General features: G+C 62.7%; 14 protein-coding genes. 11 read left to right on the top strand and 3 right to left on the bottom strand.

Annotated features, from left to right (window positions below; all coding sequences use genetic code 11):
- Nucleotides 1-147 precede the first annotated feature (147 nt).
- Nucleotides 148-1,476, bottom strand: coding sequence for an OprD family porin (locus CKW35_RS18815; RefSeq protein WP_095116605.1), 1,329 nt, complete (start codon nt 1,474-1,476; stop codon nt 148-150).
- Between the two features lie 652 nt (nt 1,477-2,128).
- Between CKW35_RS18815 and tauA the strand changes: the two genes are divergently transcribed.
- The 4 genes from tauA to tauD are packed head-to-tail and all read left to right on the top strand — an operon-like array spanning nt 2,129 to nt 5,620.
- Nucleotides 2,129-3,100, top strand: a complete 972-nt coding sequence (gene tauA, locus CKW35_RS18810) for a taurine ABC transporter substrate-binding protein (protein WP_095116603.1) — start codon at nt 2,129-2,131, stop codon at nt 3,098-3,100.
- A 13-nt stretch (nt 3,101-3,113) separates the two neighbouring features.
- Nucleotides 3,114-3,902: a taurine ABC transporter ATP-binding subunit gene (tauB, locus tag CKW35_RS18805; RefSeq protein ID WP_016484394.1), complete on the top strand. Its 789-nt coding sequence runs from the start codon at nt 3,114-3,116 to the stop codon at nt 3,900-3,902.
- Nucleotides 3,899-4,738, top strand: coding sequence for a taurine ABC transporter permease TauC (gene tauC, locus CKW35_RS18800; RefSeq protein WP_060518078.1), 840 nt, complete (start codon nt 3,899-3,901; stop codon nt 4,736-4,738). The genes tauB and tauC overlap by 4 nt, the downstream gene beginning before the upstream one ends.
- 48 nt (nt 4,739-4,786) lie before the next feature.
- Nucleotides 4,787-5,620 carry a taurine dioxygenase gene (gene tauD / locus CKW35_RS18795; RefSeq protein WP_016484392.1) on the top strand — a complete coding sequence of 278 codons (834 nt, stop codon included), beginning with the start codon at nt 4,787-4,789 and terminating at the stop codon, nt 5,618-5,620.
- 118 nt (nt 5,621-5,738) lie between these two features.
- Here the strand turns inward: tauD and betT are convergent, their stop codons facing one another.
- Nucleotides 5,739-7,742, bottom strand: coding sequence for a choline transporter BetT (gene betT / locus CKW35_RS18790; protein ID WP_023047206.1), 2,004 nt, complete (start codon nt 7,740-7,742; stop codon nt 5,739-5,741).
- 290 nt (nt 7,743-8,032) lie between these two features.
- Nucleotides 8,033-8,965: a serine O-acetyltransferase EpsC gene (gene epsC / locus CKW35_RS18785; protein WP_016484389.1), complete on the bottom strand. Its 933-nt coding sequence runs from the start codon at nt 8,963-8,965 to the stop codon at nt 8,033-8,035.
- A 390-nt stretch (nt 8,966-9,355) separates the two neighbouring features.
- Between epsC and tcyJ the strand changes: the two genes are divergently transcribed.
- From tcyJ to CKW35_RS18740, 7 genes are all read left to right on the top strand, one after another.
- Entirely contained in the window at nt 9,356-10,150 is a 795-nt protein-coding gene (tcyJ, locus tag CKW35_RS18775; protein ID WP_095116601.1) for a cystine ABC transporter substrate-binding protein, read from the top strand.
- Complete coding sequence (tcyL, locus tag CKW35_RS18770; RefSeq protein ID WP_016484387.1) at nt 10,147-10,815, top strand: cystine ABC transporter permease; 669 nt, start codon at nt 10,147-10,149, stop codon at nt 10,813-10,815. Before tcyJ ends, tcyL begins: the two co-directional genes overlap by 4 nt.
- A 2-nt stretch (nt 10,816-10,817) precedes the next feature.
- Entirely contained in the window at nt 10,818-11,576 is a 759-nt protein-coding gene (gene tcyN, locus CKW35_RS18765) for an L-cystine ABC transporter ATP-binding protein TcyN (protein WP_016484386.1), read from the top strand.
- Nucleotides 11,577-11,840: 264 nt separating this feature from the next.
- Nucleotides 11,841-13,082, top strand: coding sequence for an SfnB family sulfur acquisition oxidoreductase (locus CKW35_RS18755; RefSeq protein WP_095116599.1), 1,242 nt, complete (start codon nt 11,841-11,843; stop codon nt 13,080-13,082).
- A 139-nt stretch (nt 13,083-13,221) separates the two neighbouring features.
- Nucleotides 13,222-14,403 carry an SfnB family sulfur acquisition oxidoreductase gene (locus tag CKW35_RS18750; RefSeq protein WP_095116597.1) on the top strand — a complete coding sequence of 394 codons (1,182 nt, stop codon included), beginning with the start codon at nt 13,222-13,224 and terminating at the stop codon, nt 14,401-14,403.
- Nucleotides 14,403-15,794: an LLM class flavin-dependent oxidoreductase gene (locus tag CKW35_RS18745; protein WP_095116595.1), complete on the top strand. Its 1,392-nt coding sequence runs from the start codon at nt 14,403-14,405 to the stop codon at nt 15,792-15,794. The genes CKW35_RS18750 and CKW35_RS18745 overlap by 1 nt, the downstream gene beginning before the upstream one ends.
- Nucleotides 15,787-16,587, top strand: coding sequence for a MetQ/NlpA family ABC transporter substrate-binding protein (locus CKW35_RS18740; RefSeq protein ID WP_016484382.1), 801 nt, complete (start codon nt 15,787-15,789; stop codon nt 16,585-16,587). The genes CKW35_RS18745 and CKW35_RS18740 overlap by 8 nt, the downstream gene beginning before the upstream one ends.

Genomic DNA, 16,587 nt, shown 5'->3' with positions numbered 1-16,587 from the left:
TGGGTTCTGTACCGTATGGGTTCAATGTGCCTGCATTCGGTTAAAAACAAAAAGAATAAATAACGATTTATTTATAACCATAATGCATACAAATTTGCAGGCACAAAAAAGCCTCGCATCACGCGAGGCTTCTTGTTCAGCTACGGCTTACAGGAAGTTGTAAGTGTAGTTGAAGATCAGACGGGTCTGATCCTGGTCAGCCAGCGAACTGGTGCCGGTGCCGCGGTACACACCGTGACGCAGGCTGGCGCCCAGGCCCTTGAAGGTGCCGTCCTGGATCACGTAGTCGATACGGGCATCACGCTCCCACTCGCTGAAGTGGCCGTTGCCGTTGGCATTTTTACCGTCTTCACCTTTCAGGTAGGCAATCGATGCTTTCAGGCCCGGCACGCCCAGGCGAGCGAAGTCGTAGGCGTACTGACCGAAGGTGGTGTTTTCACCGGCCTTGGCGAACTGGTTGATCATGCTGTCAGTGAACAGGTAGAAGCTGGAACCGCCGGCGCCTTCGTTGCGGCCATTACCATCTACCACGCTGCCCTGGTTCAGCCAGACGAAGCCACCGTCGTCATTGACGCGCTGATGGCCGAGCATCAGCGAGTGGCCACCCAGGGTGTAGGTGAACATCGCGGACCAGGTCTTGTTGTCGACCTCGCCAGTGTTCTTGGCATAGCCACCGTTGTTGTTGAAGCGGTAGCCGGCCTCGCCGTTCTTGCCGTCGCTGCTGCTGTCGAAGTAGCGCAGGTCGGTCTTGAACGACTGGTCGTCAGCGATCTTGAACACGTGAGTCGCGCCCAGGAAGTGCTGCTTGTAGAAGTCTTCCAGGTTCGAGTAGTAGTACTGCAGGGTCAGGTCTGGCGTGAGCTTGTAGTCCAGGCCGCCGTAACGGAACTTGTTGCTGTCCTGGGTAGCACCCGCTACCGACAGGCCGGTGCGGTTGCTCGAAGCACGGCCCATGGCGTGGGTCAGCTGACCGGCGTTGATGGTCAGGTTGTCGATTTCCTTCGACTGGATGGTGCCACCCTCGAAGGTTTGCGGCAGCAGACGGCCATCGTTGGAGACCAGGATCGGCAGGTTCGGCGCCAGGGCGCTACCGTAGTGAACTTCGGTCTTCGAGAAGCGTGCCTTGGCGTTACCACCCACACGGGCCCACTGGCTTACAGCCGAACCGTCGGTGTCGCTTGGGAAGAAGGAGCTGTTGTCAGGGTGCTTGCCGCGGCCACCATCCAGGTGAATACCCCACAGGGCCTGGACGTCCACACCGAAACCAACGGTGCCTTCAGTGAAACCGGACAGGTAGTCGAGCTTGAAGCCCTGACCCGATTCACGGTTGTCAGCGCCACCGTCACGGTTGTCGTTGTTGAAGTACATGGTGCGCGAGCTAAGCGACAGTTTGCTGTCTTCGACGAAACCGGCAGCGCCTGCTTGTTGGGCGAGAACCCCCAGTGCCACGGCCAGGGCCAGGCTGGACTTGTACATGTTTTGCTCCTCTACGTTCTAATTTTTGTGTATCTCTGGCGGAGGGATCTGCTGCCCCTTCTCACCGTGGATTGGCGATTTAGTCCCAAAGCGTGACCACTAAGTCAATCGTTTCTAAACGTTTCGCGACTTTGGTCTAAGACGCCAGCTGCGCTACAGGATAATGACAATCCTATAAATCCAAAATGACCGTTTTATGAATTGGTAAGATTTTTACGGAATATGGTTGGAACCTTTACTGCCAAACGTTGTAGCAGCCTCGCCATTGATAACCATAAGTTATTTGCAAACGTTTGCTCATAACCTAATACCGTATCGTTCTATAGGGACGACAAAGCCTAGCAGCCCGCTCTGATTTCGCCACTGGGCAGGTTGCCCCACAGAAGCGGCGGCCTTTTACGGTCTTTGTGGGAGCGGCCTTGTGTCACGATGGGGCGCGAAGCGGCCCCAGGACTTCAGCTTCGCCGCGTAAAATGCCGGGGCCGCATTGCGGCCCATCGCGACACAAGGCCGCTCCCACAAAGACCGCACTCCCCTGGGCTTAAAGCATTTGGCTCCTAAGCTAATGCAAAAAAGTTATTTATTTAGAAATTCTTAGATCATTTAGTCTTCTCGCCATCCAACACCCTGATTGCCTGACGAGAGGTCCACCATGATCCCGCACGCTCCGCTGCGCCTGTTCGCTGCCCTGACCCTCGCCAGCACCAGCTGGTTTGCCCAGGCCGCCGACCTGACCGTGGCCTATCAGACCACCGTCGACCCGGCCAAAGTGGCCCAGGTCGATGGCGACTACGAAAAAGCCAGCAAGGCCAACATCGACTGGCGCAAATTCGATAACGGCGCAGACGTGATCACTGCGGTGGCCAGCGGCGACGTGCAGATCGGCTACCTGGGCTCCAGCCCGCTGGCCGCTGCCGCCACCCGCAAACTGCCGGTCGAAACCTTCCTCATCGCCACCCAGATTGGTGCCGGTGAAGCCTTGGTCGCCCGCGACAGCATCAAGACGCCACAAGACCTGATCGGCAAGAAGGTCGCCGTGCCGTTCGTTTCCACCGGCCACTACAGCCTGCTGGCCGCCCTGAAAAGCTGGAACATCGACCCCTCCAAGGTCCAGATCCTCAACCTGGCGCCGCCGGCCATCATTGCCGCCTGGAAACGTGGTGACATCGACGCCACCTACGTCTGGGACCCAGCCTTGGGCGTGGCCAAGGAAAATGGCAAGGTGCTGATCACCTCTGGCGAACTGGCCCAGAAAGGCGCACCTACTTTCGATGCCTGGATTGTGCGCAAAGACTTCGCCGAGAAGCACCCCGAGGTGGTCAAGGCGTTTGCCAAAGTCACCCTCGATGCCTACGCCGACTACCGCAAGGACCCGAAAGCCTGGCTGGCCGACAAGGGCAACGTAGACAAGCTGGTGAAGCTGTCCGGCGCCAAGGCCAGCGACATCCCGGTGCTGCTGGAGGGCAACGTCTACCCACTGGCCGCAGACCAGGCCAACGCCCTGGGCGCGCCGACCACCCAGGCACTGACCGACACGGCCAACTTCCTCAAGCAGCAAGGCAAGGTCGACGCCGTACTGCCGGACTACTCGCCGTACGTCAGCGCCAAGTTCCTTCCAAACTGATCCGGAGCCCGTCATGGCCTTGCTCGAGCTGGAGCGCATCAGCGCACAGTACCCTGGCGCCAGCACCCCGGTGCTGGCCGACATCAACCTGAGCCTGGGGCCACGCCAGCTGCTGGTGGCCCTGGGGCCTTCCGGCAGCGGCAAGACCTCACTGCTCAACCTGATCGCCGGCTTTGTCGCCCCCAGCGGCGGGCGCATCACCCTCGACGGCGTACCGGTGCAAGGCCCTGGTGCCGAGCGCGGCGTGGTGTTCCAGGATGATGCCCTGCTGCCATGGCAGAGCGTGCTGGGCAATGTCGCCTTCGGCCTCGAACTGGCCGGCGTGCCCCGCGCCCAGCGTGAGGCCAAGGCCCGGGAAATGCTCGCCCTCGTCGACCTTGATGGCTTCGGTGAGCGGCGCATCTGGCAATTGTCCGGTGGGCAGAAACAGCGCGTTGGCCTGGCCCGCGCGCTGGCGGCCGACCCACGGGTATTGCTGATGGATGAACCGTTCGGCGCCCTCGACGCGTTCACCCGCGAGCAGATGCAGGAACTGCTGCTTCAGGTGTGGCAGCGCACCGCCAAGCCGGTGTTCCTGATTACCCACGACATCGAAGAAGCGGTGTTCCTCGCCAGCGAGCTGGTACTGCTGGCGCCCAACCCGGGGCGCGTGGTGGAACGCCTGCAACTGGACTTCGGCCAGCGCTATGCCGCTGGCGAATCGGCCCGGGCCATCAAGTCCGACCCCGCCTTTATCGAAACCCGCGAGCATGTACTGGCGCGGGTGTTCTCCCAACGCCAAAGCCTGCAGGAGCGCGCATGAGCAGCCTGGACCTGCCGGTCGCCGGCAAACACACCGCACAAACCCGGCCCGCCGCCAAGCTGCGCCGACCACTGTCCACTCGCTGGATCAGCACCCTGACCTTGGCCAGCCTGCTGCTGGTCTGGTGGCTGGTGACGGCCGCCGGCTGGATCGAGCCCCTGTTCCTGCCCTCGCCCGGCGACATCCTGGCCAGGGCGTGGACCCTGCTGACCCAAGGCTACATGGACGCCAGCCTGTGGCAGCACCTGGGCGCAAGCCTGGGCCGTATCGGCCTGGCGCTGGTGGCGGCGACCCTTACCGCGATCCCGGTCGGCATCGCCATCGGCTACAACCGCGTGGCCCGTGGCATCCTCGACCCGCTGATCGAGTTCTACCGGCCCATCCCGCCGCTGGCCTACCTGCCGTTGATCGTCATCTGGTGCGGTATCGGCGAGCTGTCGAAGGTGCTGCTGATCTACCTGGCGATCTTCGCCCCGATCGCCATTGCCACCGCCACCGGTGTGCGCACGGTCGACCCGGCCAAGCTGCGGGCGGCGCAGTCGCTGGGCGCGACCAAGGCCCAACTGATCCGCCATGTGATCCTGCCCAGTGCGCTGCCCGACATCCTCACCGGCATCCGCATCGGCCTGGGGGTCGGCTGGTCGACACTGGTAGCCGCCGAGCTGATTGCCGCCACCAGCGGCCTGGGCTTCATGGTCCAGTCGGCGGCGCAGTTCCTGGTCACCGATGTGGTGGTGCTGGGCATTTTGCTGATCGCCCTGATCGCCTTCGCCCTGGAAATGAGCCTGCGGGCCCTGCAACGCAAACTGGTGCCCTGGCACGGGCAGAGCCACTGATTGCCGACTGACCACGCCGGCAACCCGGCGCCTAGAACGAGAAAAAACATGAGCCTGACCGTTACCCCTCTCAGCCCGGCCCTCGGTGCCCAGATCAGCGGCGTGGACATCAGCCGCGATATCACTGCAGAAGAGCGCGACGCCATCGAGCAGGCGCTGCTCAAGCATCAGGTGCTGTTCTTCCGCGACCAGCCGATCAACCCGGAGCAGCAGGCGCGCTTTGCCGCCCGCTTCGGCGACCTGCACATTCACCCGATCTACCCCAACGTGCCGGAAACCCCGCAGGTGCTGGTGCTCGACACGGCAGTCACCGATGTACGCGACAACGCCGTGTGGCACACCGACGTGACCTTTTTGCCGACCCCGGCACTGGGCGCGGTGCTCAGCGCCAAGCAGCTGCCCGCTTACGGTGGCGATACCCTGTGGGCCAGCGGCATTGCGGCCTTCGAAGCCTTGTCGGCGCCGCTGCGTGAAATGCTTGATGGGCTGACCGCCACCCACGACTTCACCAAGTCGTTTCCGCTGGAGCGCTTTGGCACCACGCCGGAAGACCTGGCGCGCTGGGAGGCCACACGGCGTAACAACCCCCCGCTGTCGCACCCGGTGGTGCGCACACATCCGGTGAGCGGGCGCCAGGCGTTGTTCGTCAATGAAGGGTTCACTACACGCATCAATGAACTGAGCGAACTGGAGAGCGATGCGCTGCTGAGGCTGCTGTTCGCCCATGCGACGCGACCGGAGTTCAGCATTCGCTGGCGTTGGCAGGAAAATGATGTAGCGTTCTGGGACAACCGCGTGACCCAGCATTTTGCGGTGGATGATTACCGGCCGAACCGGCGGGTGATGCACCGGGCGACCATCCTGGGGGATGCACCTTTCTGACAGATTTTGGGAGGCCTTTGGCCTCCATTCGCAACACAAGGCTGCTCCTGCAAGGGATCGCGTACCCTTGTAGGAGCAGCCTTGTGCTGCGAATGGGCCGCAAAGCGGCCCCGGCGATCTAACGGACCAGATGCAGGTACTGCATGTGCCGCTCGTACTGGTCGAGGATGTCGTTGATGATCTGCTCCTTGCTGTAGCCCACCAGGTCATAATTCTGGCTGCCTTCGCTCAAGTGCACCTCCGCACGGTAATAGCGGCGGTTCTTCAACTCCTGCGCACCCAACCCACCCAGGGCGAACGATGGCGTGAAATAGCCACGCATCTGCACCTGGTAAATGAACGGCTGCTCCTCGCCATGGCCAATTTTCAGGCTGACGTTGTCATGGCTCGGGTCATCCTGGGTGATCAGCACCAGGCCCTTCTGCTCGAACACTTCACGCACATCGGCAATCGCCGGGCGCACCACGTCGTCCATGAAGCGGTACACCTCATCACGCGACGGGAAGTGCACCGCCTGGCTCAGGCGCTGGCGCCAGCCGCCACGGCCGCGACGTGACTGGGCGAACGGGGCCAGCGAGTGCATCTGCGCGATCTGCCGTTGCGACTCCAGGTAGAACGCCTTGTGCAGCCCCCACATCATGCACAGCAGGATCAGCGAGAACGGCAACGAGGTCAGTACCACCGCCGACTTCAGCGAATCGATGCTGCCCGCGAACAGCAGTGCGCTGGTAATCAGTGCAGTCATGGCGCCCCAGAAGATACGCAGCCAGTTCGGGCCGTCCTCATCTGCATCGCCACCCTTGGCCGACAAGGTCGACAGCACCACGGTGCCTGAGTCGGCCGACGTCACGAAGAACACGAAGCTGATGAACACCGTGGTGGCGATCACCGCCTTGCTCCACGGGTAGGTTTCCAGCAGCAGGTAAAGGCTCATCGACGGGTTATCCAGTGCCGACTGGCCCAGCGCGGTCATGCCGTGATTGATGACCTGGTCCAGAGCGCTGTTACCGAAGATCGACATCCACGCCAGGGTAAAGCCCAGCGGAATCAGCAGCACGCCGAAGACAAACTCGCGAATGGTGCGGCCGCGGGAAATGCGCGCGATGAACAGGCCCACGAACGGTGCCCAGGCAATCCACCAGGCCCAGTAGAACACCGTCCAGCCGCCCAGCCAGTCGCGGTTTTCACCGTAGGCATACACGTCGAAGCTTTTGCGTGGCAACGCGCCCAGGTAATCGCCAAGGTTCTGGATCAGCGTGTTGAACAGGTGCTGTGTAGGCCCGGCAAACAATACGAACAACAGCAGCGCGCAGGCGAGGAACAGGTTGATGTCGCTCATCACCCGCACCCCCTTCTCTACCCCGGCGACGGCCACGGCCACCGCCGCGCCCATCATCAGGGTGATGAGGATCACCTGCACCCACTGGCTGTGGCTGATGCCGAACAGGTAGTCCAGACCGGCGTTCAAATGCAGCACGCCAAAGCCCATGTCGGCACCCAGGCCGAACACCGTGGCGATGATGCCGAAGCCATCCACTGCGTAGCCGATCGGCCCGTTGATGCGCTTGCCAATCAGCGGGTACAGCGCCGAACGTAATGCCAGCGGCAGGTTGTGGCGGTAGGCGAAGTAGGCCAGCGCCATGCCGACGAAGGCGAATACGCCCCAGCCATGCAGGCCCCAGTGCAGAAACAGGATCTGCATCGCCTGGCGCCCGGCCTCGGCCGTGCCCGCTTCGCCCTGGGGCGGCTGCAACATGTGCGTCAGCGGCTCGGAGACACAGAAGAAGAACAGGGTAATGCTGATACCGGCGGCGAACAGCATGCCGGCCCATGAGAGGTAACTGAACTCGGGTTCGTCGTGGTCGGCACCGAGCTTGATCTTGCCATAGCCGGACAAGGCGGTGACCACCACGAAGACCAGGTACAGCGTCATGGCCAACATGTAATACCAGCCGACCGTATTGGCCGCCCAGTTCTGCGCCGCCAGCAGCCAGTCGCCTGCGGCTTGCGGGTTGGAGATGACCACCAGGCCAAAGATGAGGATAAAACTTGCCGCAAAGTAGAACACCGGGGGGTTCATGCGGATTTTGCCATTGGCAGCGGAAGTGTTCGGTGCACTCATCGGGCGTGCACCTCGTCGAATGACGTGAGGTTCGAAATGAACGGGTTCAGCAAAGGAATCCTCCTGTTGAACACCGGCAGCGGACCAGCGTTTTTCATTGAACAAGCGTTCAAGTTAAACATGGATCGGTTTTCAATGCGAATTGGGGCGCTGATTGGTGTTGTCCTGTACCGGCCCTTTCGCGGGTAAACCCGCTCCCACAGGTACTGCACAAGCCTCAGTCTTTGTGGGGTACCTGTGGGAGCGGGTTTACCCGCGAAAGGGCCGGTACAGGCTAAGCAAATGCTAGATCAATTCTTGTCCTGGCAATCCAGCTGCAGGTTGGCCTGGGTGATGTTGCTTTCAGCAGGCACACTGCGGGTCAGCCACACGTTACCGCCAATGGTCGAACCCTTGCCGATGGTAATACGCCCCAGCACCGTGGCCCCGGCGTAGATCACCACATCGTCCTCGACAATCGGATGGCGCGGCAGGCCTTTGTGCAGGGTGCCGGACTCATCGCTGGGGAAGCGTTTGGCGCCCAGGGTCACCGCCTGGTAGATACGCACGCGCTCGCCGATGATCGCGGTTTCACCAATGACCACCCCGGTACCGTGGTCGATGAAGAAGCTCGGGCCGATCTGTGCGCCCGGGTGAATATCGATACCGGTGGCCGAATGCGCCAGCTCCGAACTGATCCGTGCCAGCAGTGGCAGGCCGGCCCGGTACAGGTGGTGCGCCAGGCGGTGGTGGATGATCGCCAGGATACCCGGGTAGCACAGCAGCACTTCATCGACGCTGCGCGCGGCGGGGTCGCCGTGGTAGGCGGCCAGCACGTCGGTGTCGAGCAGCACCCGCAACTCCGGCAGCGCGGCGGCAAAGCCCTGGATGAGGCTCAATGCCTGGGCATCGACGCTGGCCAGCTCAGCCTTGCTTTGCCGGGCGGCGTAGCGCAACTCCAGGCGCGCCTGGGTCAGCAATGCAGTCAGCGCGGCATCCAGGGTATGGCCAACGTAGAAGTCTTCGCTCTCTTCGCGCAGGTCCACAGGCCCAAGGCGCATGGGGAACAACGCGCCGCACAGTTGCTCCAGAATCTGCCGCATTGCTTCGCGCGACGGCAGCTCACGCCCGCCCTGTTCGCCAATGCTACGGCCATTGCGGGTGCGCCACTGCTCACGGGCGCCGCGCAGGCCGCTAACGATGTTGTGCAACTGCCAGTGCGCGGATGAAGGTTGTTCGCTCACGGTTTTCTCCTGCCGTATAGGCCATCTGGTTTTTCGCCAGGCCCGGCCCTTTCGCGGGCACGCCCGCTCCCACAGGTACAGCACCGCTATTGAGCCCTGTGCTGTACCTGTGGGAGCGGGCGTGCCCGCGAAAGGGCCGGGCCTGCCTACATGCGATCCACTCTACGGCAAATCCGTCCCTTGGAAAAAACAACGCTTTATTCCATCCTGCGCTAAGTCAGGCATAAGCCGCGATGACGTAGCGAGCATCCTCGCCTACCCTCAAAGCAGCCAGCACCTGGCACAAACCAAAAAGGGAATAACAAAATAATTTTTTAGTATTTCCTGGCCTAAAAAGCCAACCCTATAGTCGCCACCTCACTACTTACACAACAAGCGCGGGGCTCTGACATGTCGAAATTCGCCAAACCGCTACTCAACGCCAGCCTGGCCATCCTGCTGGGTGCTGGCCTGCTCAGCCAGGCGTTCGCCGGCGAGCAGTTGAAGACCATCCAGGAAAAAGGCGTGATCAACGTCGGCCTCGAAGGCACCTACCCACCGTTCAGCTTCCAGGACGAGAACGGCAAGCTGGCGGGCTTCGAAGTGGAGCTTTCGGAACTGCTGGCCAAGGAGCTGGGGGTCAAGGCCAAGATCCAGCCGACCAAGTGGGATGGCATCCTTGCCGCGCTGGAATCCAAGCGCCTGGACGTGGTGGTCAATCAGGTGACCATCTCCGAGGAGCGCAAGAAGAAATACGATTTCTCTGAGCCCTATACCGTTTCGGGCATCCAGGCCCTGATCCTGAAGAAGAAAGCCGCGGACCTGAACATCAAGACCGCGCAAGACCTGGCCGGCAAAAAAGTCGGCGTGGGCCTGGGCACCAACTACGAACAGTGGGTCAAGCAAGACGTCCCGAAAGCCGAAGTGCGCACCTATGAAGACGACCCGAGCAAGTTCGCCGACCTGCGCAACGGCCGTATCGATGCCATCCTGATCGACCGCCTGGCCGCGCTGGAATACGCGCAAAAAGCCAAAGACACCGAACTGGCCGGCGATGCCTTCTCGCGCCTGGAAAGCGGCGTGGCGCTGCGTAAGGGCGAGCCTGAACTGCTGGCGGCCATCAACAAGGCCATCGACAAGCTAAAGGCTGACGGCACGCTGGCCAAGCTGTCCGAAAAATACTTCGGTGCCGATGTCACCAAATGATTGCTGAAAGCCTGCAACTCGTTGTCGACTCCGCGCCCTTCCTGCTGAAGGGCGCGGGTTATACAGTGCTGCTCAGTGTCGGCGGCATGTTCTTCGGCCTGCTGCTGGGCTTTGCCCTGGCGCTGATGCGGCTGTCGAAGCTCTTGCCGCTGAACTGGCTGGCGCGGATCTACGTGTCGTTCTTCCGCGGCACGCCGCTGCTGGTGCAGTTGTTCGTGATCTATTTCGGCATGCCGCAGATCGGCATCGAACTCGATCCCATCCCGGCTTCGCTGATCGGCCTGTCGCTGAACATGGCGGCCTACATTTGCGAGATCCTGCGCGCTGCAATCTCCTCGATCGACCGTGGCCAGTGGGAAGCCGCCGCCAGTATCGGCATGACCCGCGTCCAGGCCATGCGCCGGGCGATCCTGCCACAAGCCTTGCGTACCGCCCTGCCCCCGCTGGGCAACAGCTTCATTTCACTGGTCAAGGACACTGCGCTGGCCGCGACCATCCAGGTGCCAGAGCTGTTCCGCCAGGCGCAGCTGATTACCGCACGCACCTTCGAAGTGTTCACCATGTACGTGGCGGTCGCGGTCATCTACTGGGTGCTGTGCAGCATCCTCGCGCACTTCCAGAACCGCATGGAAGCGCGGGTCAACCAGCATGACCAGGAGCAATGAGCATGATTGAAGTCAAAGGCCTGACCAAGCAGTTCAAGGGCCAGACCGTGCTCAACGGCATCGACCTGACCGTGCAGCCCGGCGAAGTGGTGGCCATCATCGGCCCCAGCGGCTCGGGCAAGACCACCTTCCTGCGCTGCCTGAACCTGCTGGAAACCCCCGACGCCGGGCAGATCAAGATAGGCGCCATCAGCATCGATGCCAACCGCCCGCTGGGTGGCCAGCAAAGTGCGATACGCCGCCTGCGCCAGCAGGCCGGGTTCGTATTCCAGAACTTCAACCTGTTCCCCCACCGTACCGCCCTGGAGAACGTGATCGAGGGGCCGGTGATCGTCAAGAAGACGCCCCGCGAGCAAGCCATCGAACTGGGCCGGCGCCTGCTGGCCAAGGTCGGTCTGGCAGGCAAGGAAGACGCCTACCCACGGCGCCTGTCGGGCGGGCAGCAGCAACGGGTGGCCATCGCCCGCGCCCTGGCCATGGAGCCGGAGGTGATCCTGTTCGACGAACCCACCTCGGCACTGGACCCGGAGCTGGTGGGTGAAGTGCTGGCGACCATCCGCGGCCTGGCCGAGGAGAAACGCACCATGATCATTGTCACCCACGAGATGAGCTTTGCCCGGGACGTAGCGAACCGGGTGATCTTCTTCGACAAGGGCGTGATCGTGGAACAGGGCGAGGCCAAGGCACTGTTTGCGGCGCCGAAGGAAGAGCGTACCCGCCAGTTCCTGCGCAAGTTCCTCGGCACTGCCGCCTCCGAGTAAACCTGTTCCGGCCTCTTCGCGGGCACGCCCGCGAAAGGGCCGGCACATCTGTAACAAATCCCTCCTTCTATACATATTCCAAAGAGTTAGTTCATAAACTTTTTATAAAGCATTAGGGTATATAAACCGGACCACCGGACCAGCACACATTTGTCGCGACCAGCTGTAGCGACACAACTTTTTTGTGAGGTCAGGAATGGTCAGGATCACAATCACCCCAGTGCGTATCGCCAGGGCATTGAGTGCAGCCAAGGAGCGGTACTGATGTCCAGCCAGCCAAATACCCAATTCCATAGCGATCTCGACAGCTCGCCCCTGCTGCTGCCGGCCAAGGTACTGCGCACCGACGCCGAAGCCCTGCAAGCGGCCCGTGAACTGGCCGAGGTTGCCCGCGAGCAAGCCGCCCGCCGCGACCAGCAACGCAAACTGCCGTGGGCGGAGATCGAGCTGTTCACCCGCAGCGGCCTGGGCAGCATCAGCGTACCCAAGGCCCACGGCGGCCCCGACGTGACGTTCGAAACCGTGGCCGAAGTGTTCCGCCTGATCAGTGCCGCCGACCCGGCCCTGGGGCAGATCCCGCAGAACCAGTTCGGCATGCTGCAACTGATTCGCCTGACAGCCACCGAGGCGCAACAGGCGCTGATCTTCCGCAGCGTGCTCGACGGCTGGCGCATCGGCAATGCCGGCCCCGAACGCGGCACCAAGGACACCCTCACCCTCAAGGCCCGGATCACCAGCGCCGGCGACAGCTATCGCATCAGCGGCGAGAAGTTCTATTCCACCGGTGCCCTGTTCGCCCACTGGGTGGCGGTAAAAGCCCTCGACGAGGAAGGTCGTCAGCGCCTGGCGTTCGTGCGCCGTGGCAGCCCGGGGCTGCGCATCGTCGATGACTGGTCCGGGTTTGGCCAGCGCACCACCGCCAGCGGCACTGTATTGCTGGACGAGGTGCCGGTAGACGCGGAGCTGGTGATCGACAACTGGCGCCAGCGTGACATCCCCAACATCCAGGGCGCAGCCTCGCAGCTGATCCAGGCGGCGATCGACGCCGGCATTGCCGAAGCGGCAATCGACGATGCGATCACGTTCGTGCGGGAAAAGTCCCGCCCGTGGATCGAAGCCAACGTGGACCGCGCCAGTGACGACCCTTATGTGATTGCCGACATCGGCCGCCTGAAGCTCGAACTGCACGCTGCCGAAGCGCTGCTACGCAGAGCCGCGCGGGTACTCGACGAGGTCAATGCTGCGCCCATCGACGCAGCCAGCGCGGCACGCGCCTCGATTGCGGTGGCCGAGGCCAAGGTGCTGACCACCGAAATTGCCCTGCAGGCCAGCGAGAAGCTGTTCGAACTGGCCGGCAGCCGCGCCACCCTTGCCGAGTTCAACCTCGACCGCCACTGGCGCAATGCCCGGGTGCACACCCTGCACGACCCGGTGCGCTGGAAGTACCACGCGGTGGGCGCGTACCACCTCAACGGCACCCTGCCTGCGCGGCATTCCTGGATCTGATTTTTAGGCCCTTGGGGCTGCCCTGCAGCCCTTTCGCGGCACAAGGCCGCTCCTACAAAGCCGTGTGCGACCCCTTGTAGGAGCGGCCTTGTGCCGCGAAAGGGTGGCGACGCGGCCCCAATGGCCCCGGAGAAACAACATGACTACAAAAATCATCACCAGCGACACCGAAGCCCTGAATGTCGCCGAAGACATCGCCCAGCAACTGCGCCGCGACAGCGCCCTGCGCGATCGCGAGCGCCGCCTGCCGCATACCGAGCTGGAGCTGTTCACCCGCTCCGGCCTGTGGGCCATCAGCGTGCCCAAGGCCTTTGGCGGCGCCGGCGTGTCCAACGTCACCCTGGCCAAGGTCATCGCCCGTATCGCCCAGGCCGACGGCTCGCTCGGGCAAATCCCGCAAAACCATTTCTACGGCCTGGAGGTGCTGCGGGTAAACGGCACCCCCGAGCAGCAACAGCGCCTGTACGCCGAAGTACTCGCCGGCCGGCGCTTAGGCAATGCGCTGGCCGAGCTGGGCACCAAAACCGCCAACGATCGCACCACCCGCCTGAGCCGTGACGGCGACGGCTTTCGCATCAACGGCCGCAAGTTCTATTCCACCGGCGCCATCTACGCCCAGCGCATTCCCACCTCGGTCGTCGATGAACAAGGCGTGCAGCAGCTGGCCTTCGTCCCGGCCGATAGCCAGGGCTTGCAGGTGATCGACGACTGGAGCGGCTTCGGTCAGCGCACCACTGGCAGCGGTTCGGTGGTGTTTGACAACGTGTACGTCAGCGCCGCCGATGTGGTGCCGTTCCAGAGCGCGTTCGAGCGCCCCACGCCGGTCGGGCCGCTGGCGCAAATCCTTCATGCTGCCATCGACACTGGCATCGCCCGCGCCGCTTATGAAGATGCCCTGCACTTCGTGCGCACCCGCAGCCGCCCGTGGGTCGACTCGGGCCTGGACAAGGCTACGGATGACCCGCTGACGCTGAAGAGTTTCGGCCACCTGGCGATCCGTCTGCATGCCGCCGAAGCCCTGCTGGAGCGCGCCGGCGAATACCTCGACCGCGCCCGCGACGACAGCACGGCCGACAACGTGGCCGCCGCCTCCATTGCCGTGGCCGAAGCACGTGCCATCAGCACCGAGATTTCGCTCGCTGCCGGTACTGCCCTGTTCGAACTGGGCGGCAGCCAGGCAACGCTGGCCGAGCACAACCTCGACCGCCACTGGCGCAACGCCCGCGTGCACACCCTGCACGACCCGGTGCGCTGGAAGTATCACGCCATCGGCAACTACTACCTCAACGATACCAACCCGCCACGCCGGGGGACCATCTGATGGTCAGGCAGATTCTGCTCAATGCCTTCAACATGAACTGCATCGGGCACATCAACCACGGCCTGTGGACCCACCCACGGGATACCTCGACCCAGTACAAGTCCCTGGAATACTGGACCGATCTGGCCCGCCTGCTGGAGCGCGGCCTGTTCGACGGGCTATTCATTGCCGACATCGTCGGCACCTACGACATCTACGGCCAGTCGCTGGACGTCACCCTCAAGGAGTCGATCCAGCTGCCGGTCAACGACCCGCTGCTGCTGGTTTCGGCCATGGCTGCCGTCACCCGCCACCTGGGATTCGGCCTTACCGCCAACCTCACCTACGAAGCGCCATACCTGTTCGCCCGGCGGCTTTCCACCCTCGACCACCTGAGCAATGGCCGGGTGGGCTGGAACATCGTCACCGGCTACCTCGACAGCGCCGCCCGGGCCATGGGCCTTGAGCAGCAACCCGAGCATGACCGTCGCTACGACCAGGCCGACGAATACCTGCAAGTGCTTTACAAGCTGCTGGAAGGCAGCTGGGCCGATGACGCGGTGGTCGCAGACCGCAAGCAGCGCGTCTATGCCCGGCCCGACAAGGTGCGCAAGGTCAGCCACCACGGCGAGTTCTACAACGTCGAGGGCTATCACCTGAGCGAACCCTCGCCGCAACGCACCCCGGTACTGTTCCAGGCCGGCAGCTCGCAGCGTGGCCTGGCGTTCGCCGGCAACCATGCCGAATGCGTGTTCATCAGTGGCCAGGACAAGGCCGCCACCCGCGCCCAGGTCGACAAGGTGCGCGCTGCCGCCCAGGCCGCCGGGCGCGACCCGCAAGCGATCAAAGTGTTCATGGGCATCACGGTGATCGTCGCCCCTACCGAGCAAGCGGCCCAGGCCAAGCATGCCGAATACCTGCGCCATGCAAGCCCCGAGGCCGGCGTCGCGCACTTCGCCGCCTCCACCGGCATCGACTTTGCGGCCTACGGGCTGGACGAGCCGATTGGCTTCAGCCAGGGCAATGCCATCCAGTCCGCCACGCGCCAGTTGCAGAACAGCGCCTGGACCCGCCGTCGCCTGCTTGAACAGCACGCCCTGGGTGGCCGCTACGTAACCCTGGTCGGCTCACCGGAACAGGTGGCCGAACAGTTGATCGCCTGGATCGACGAAACCGGGCTGGACGGTTTCAACCTGACCCGCACCGTCACCCCGGAAAGTTTCGAGGACTTCATCGACCTGGTCATCCCGCAGTTGCAACAGCGTGGCCGCTACAAGACCGCCTATGCCGAAGGCACCCTGCGCGAAAAGCTGTTCCAGGCCGACCACCCGCACCTGCCCGCCGACCACCCGGGCTCGACCTACCGCTTTACCCCAACCCCTGCCCCGACTGGAGCCCTGCACCATGCTTGAGAAACTGTTCCGGCCCGTCGCGGCCATTGCCCTCACCCTGGGCCTGTCCGCCAGTGTCCTGGCTGCCGAACCGCTGAAGATCGGCACCACCTCGGCTTTTGCCATTCCACTGGAAGCCGCCGTGGAAGAAGCGCACAAGCAAGGCCTGGAAGTGAAGCTGATCGAATTCAGCGACTGGATCGCGCCCAACGTCAGCCTCAACAGCGGCGACATCGACGTGAACTACTTCCAGCACATCCCGTTCCTGGAGAACGCCAAGGCTGCTGCGGGCTTCAACCTGGTGCCTTACGCCTCGGGCATCATCAACAACGTTGGCCTGTACTCGAAAAAGTACAAGAGCTTTGCCGAGCTGCCTGAGGGCGCCAGCGTGGCGATCGCCAACGACCCGATCAACAGCGGCCGTGGCCTGCAACTGCTGGCCAAGGCCGGGCTGATCACCCTGAAGCCAGGTGTTGGTTACAAGGCCACCGAGGACGACATCGTCGCCAACCCGAAAAAGCTGAAAATCCTTCAGGTCGAGGCGGTTCAGCTGGTCCGCGCCTACGACGACGCCGACCTGGTGCAGGGCTACCCGGCCTACATCCGCCTGGCCAACACCTTCGATGCCACCTCGGCATTGCTGTTCGACGGCCTGGAAAACAAGGAATACGTGATCCAGTTCGTCATCCGCCCGCAAAGCAAGGACGACCCACGGCTGGCCAGGTTCGTCGACATCTACCAGCACTCTCCGGTGGTGCGCGCAGCATTGGACAAAGCCCACGGCAAGCTCTACCAAGCCGGTTGGGAAGGCTGA

The organism is Pseudomonas sp. Irchel 3F3, assembly GCF_900187545.1.
GTDB classification, from domain to species: Bacteria; Pseudomonadota; Gammaproteobacteria; order Pseudomonadales; family Pseudomonadaceae; genus Aquipseudomonas; species Aquipseudomonas fortuita.
Note: the sequence above shows the minus strand (reverse complement) of the source record. Positions and strands in the feature narration are given on the sequence as shown.

Bases quoted from the DNA above. Each gene is read 5' to 3' on its own strand.
- tcyN (WP_016484386.1), top strand. From the start codon at position 10,818: ATGATTGAAGTCAAAGGCCTGACCAAGCAGTTCAAGGGCCAGACCGTG.
- CKW35_RS18740 (WP_016484382.1), top strand. From the start codon at position 15,787: ATGCTTGAGAAACTGTTCCGGCCCGTCGCGGCCATTGCCCTCACCCTG.
- tcyL (WP_016484387.1), top strand. From the start codon at position 10,147: ATGATTGCTGAAAGCCTGCAACTCGTTGTCGACTCCGCGCCCTTCCTG.
- tauB (WP_016484394.1), top strand. From the start codon at position 3,114: ATGGCCTTGCTCGAGCTGGAGCGCATCAGCGCACAGTACCCTGGCGCC.
- betT (WP_023047206.1), bottom strand. From the start codon at position 7,742: ATGAGTGCACCGAACACTTCCGCTGCCAATGGCAAAATCCGCATGAAC.
- CKW35_RS18755 (WP_095116599.1), top strand. From the start codon at position 11,841: ATGTCCAGCCAGCCAAATACCCAATTCCATAGCGATCTCGACAGCTCG.
- tauD (WP_016484392.1), top strand. From the start codon at position 4,787: ATGAGCCTGACCGTTACCCCTCTCAGCCCGGCCCTCGGTGCCCAGATC.
- tauA (WP_095116603.1), top strand. From the start codon at position 2,129: ATGATCCCGCACGCTCCGCTGCGCCTGTTCGCTGCCCTGACCCTCGCC.
- CKW35_RS18815 (WP_095116605.1), bottom strand. From the start codon at position 1,476: ATGTACAAGTCCAGCCTGGCCCTGGCCGTGGCACTGGGGGTTCTCGCC.
- tcyJ (WP_095116601.1), top strand. From the start codon at position 9,356: ATGTCGAAATTCGCCAAACCGCTACTCAACGCCAGCCTGGCCATCCTG.
- CKW35_RS18745 (WP_095116595.1), top strand. From the start codon at position 14,403: ATGGTCAGGCAGATTCTGCTCAATGCCTTCAACATGAACTGCATCGGG.
- CKW35_RS18750 (WP_095116597.1), top strand. From the start codon at position 13,222: ATGACTACAAAAATCATCACCAGCGACACCGAAGCCCTGAATGTCGCC.
- tauC (WP_060518078.1), top strand. From the start codon at position 3,899: ATGAGCAGCCTGGACCTGCCGGTCGCCGGCAAACACACCGCACAAACC.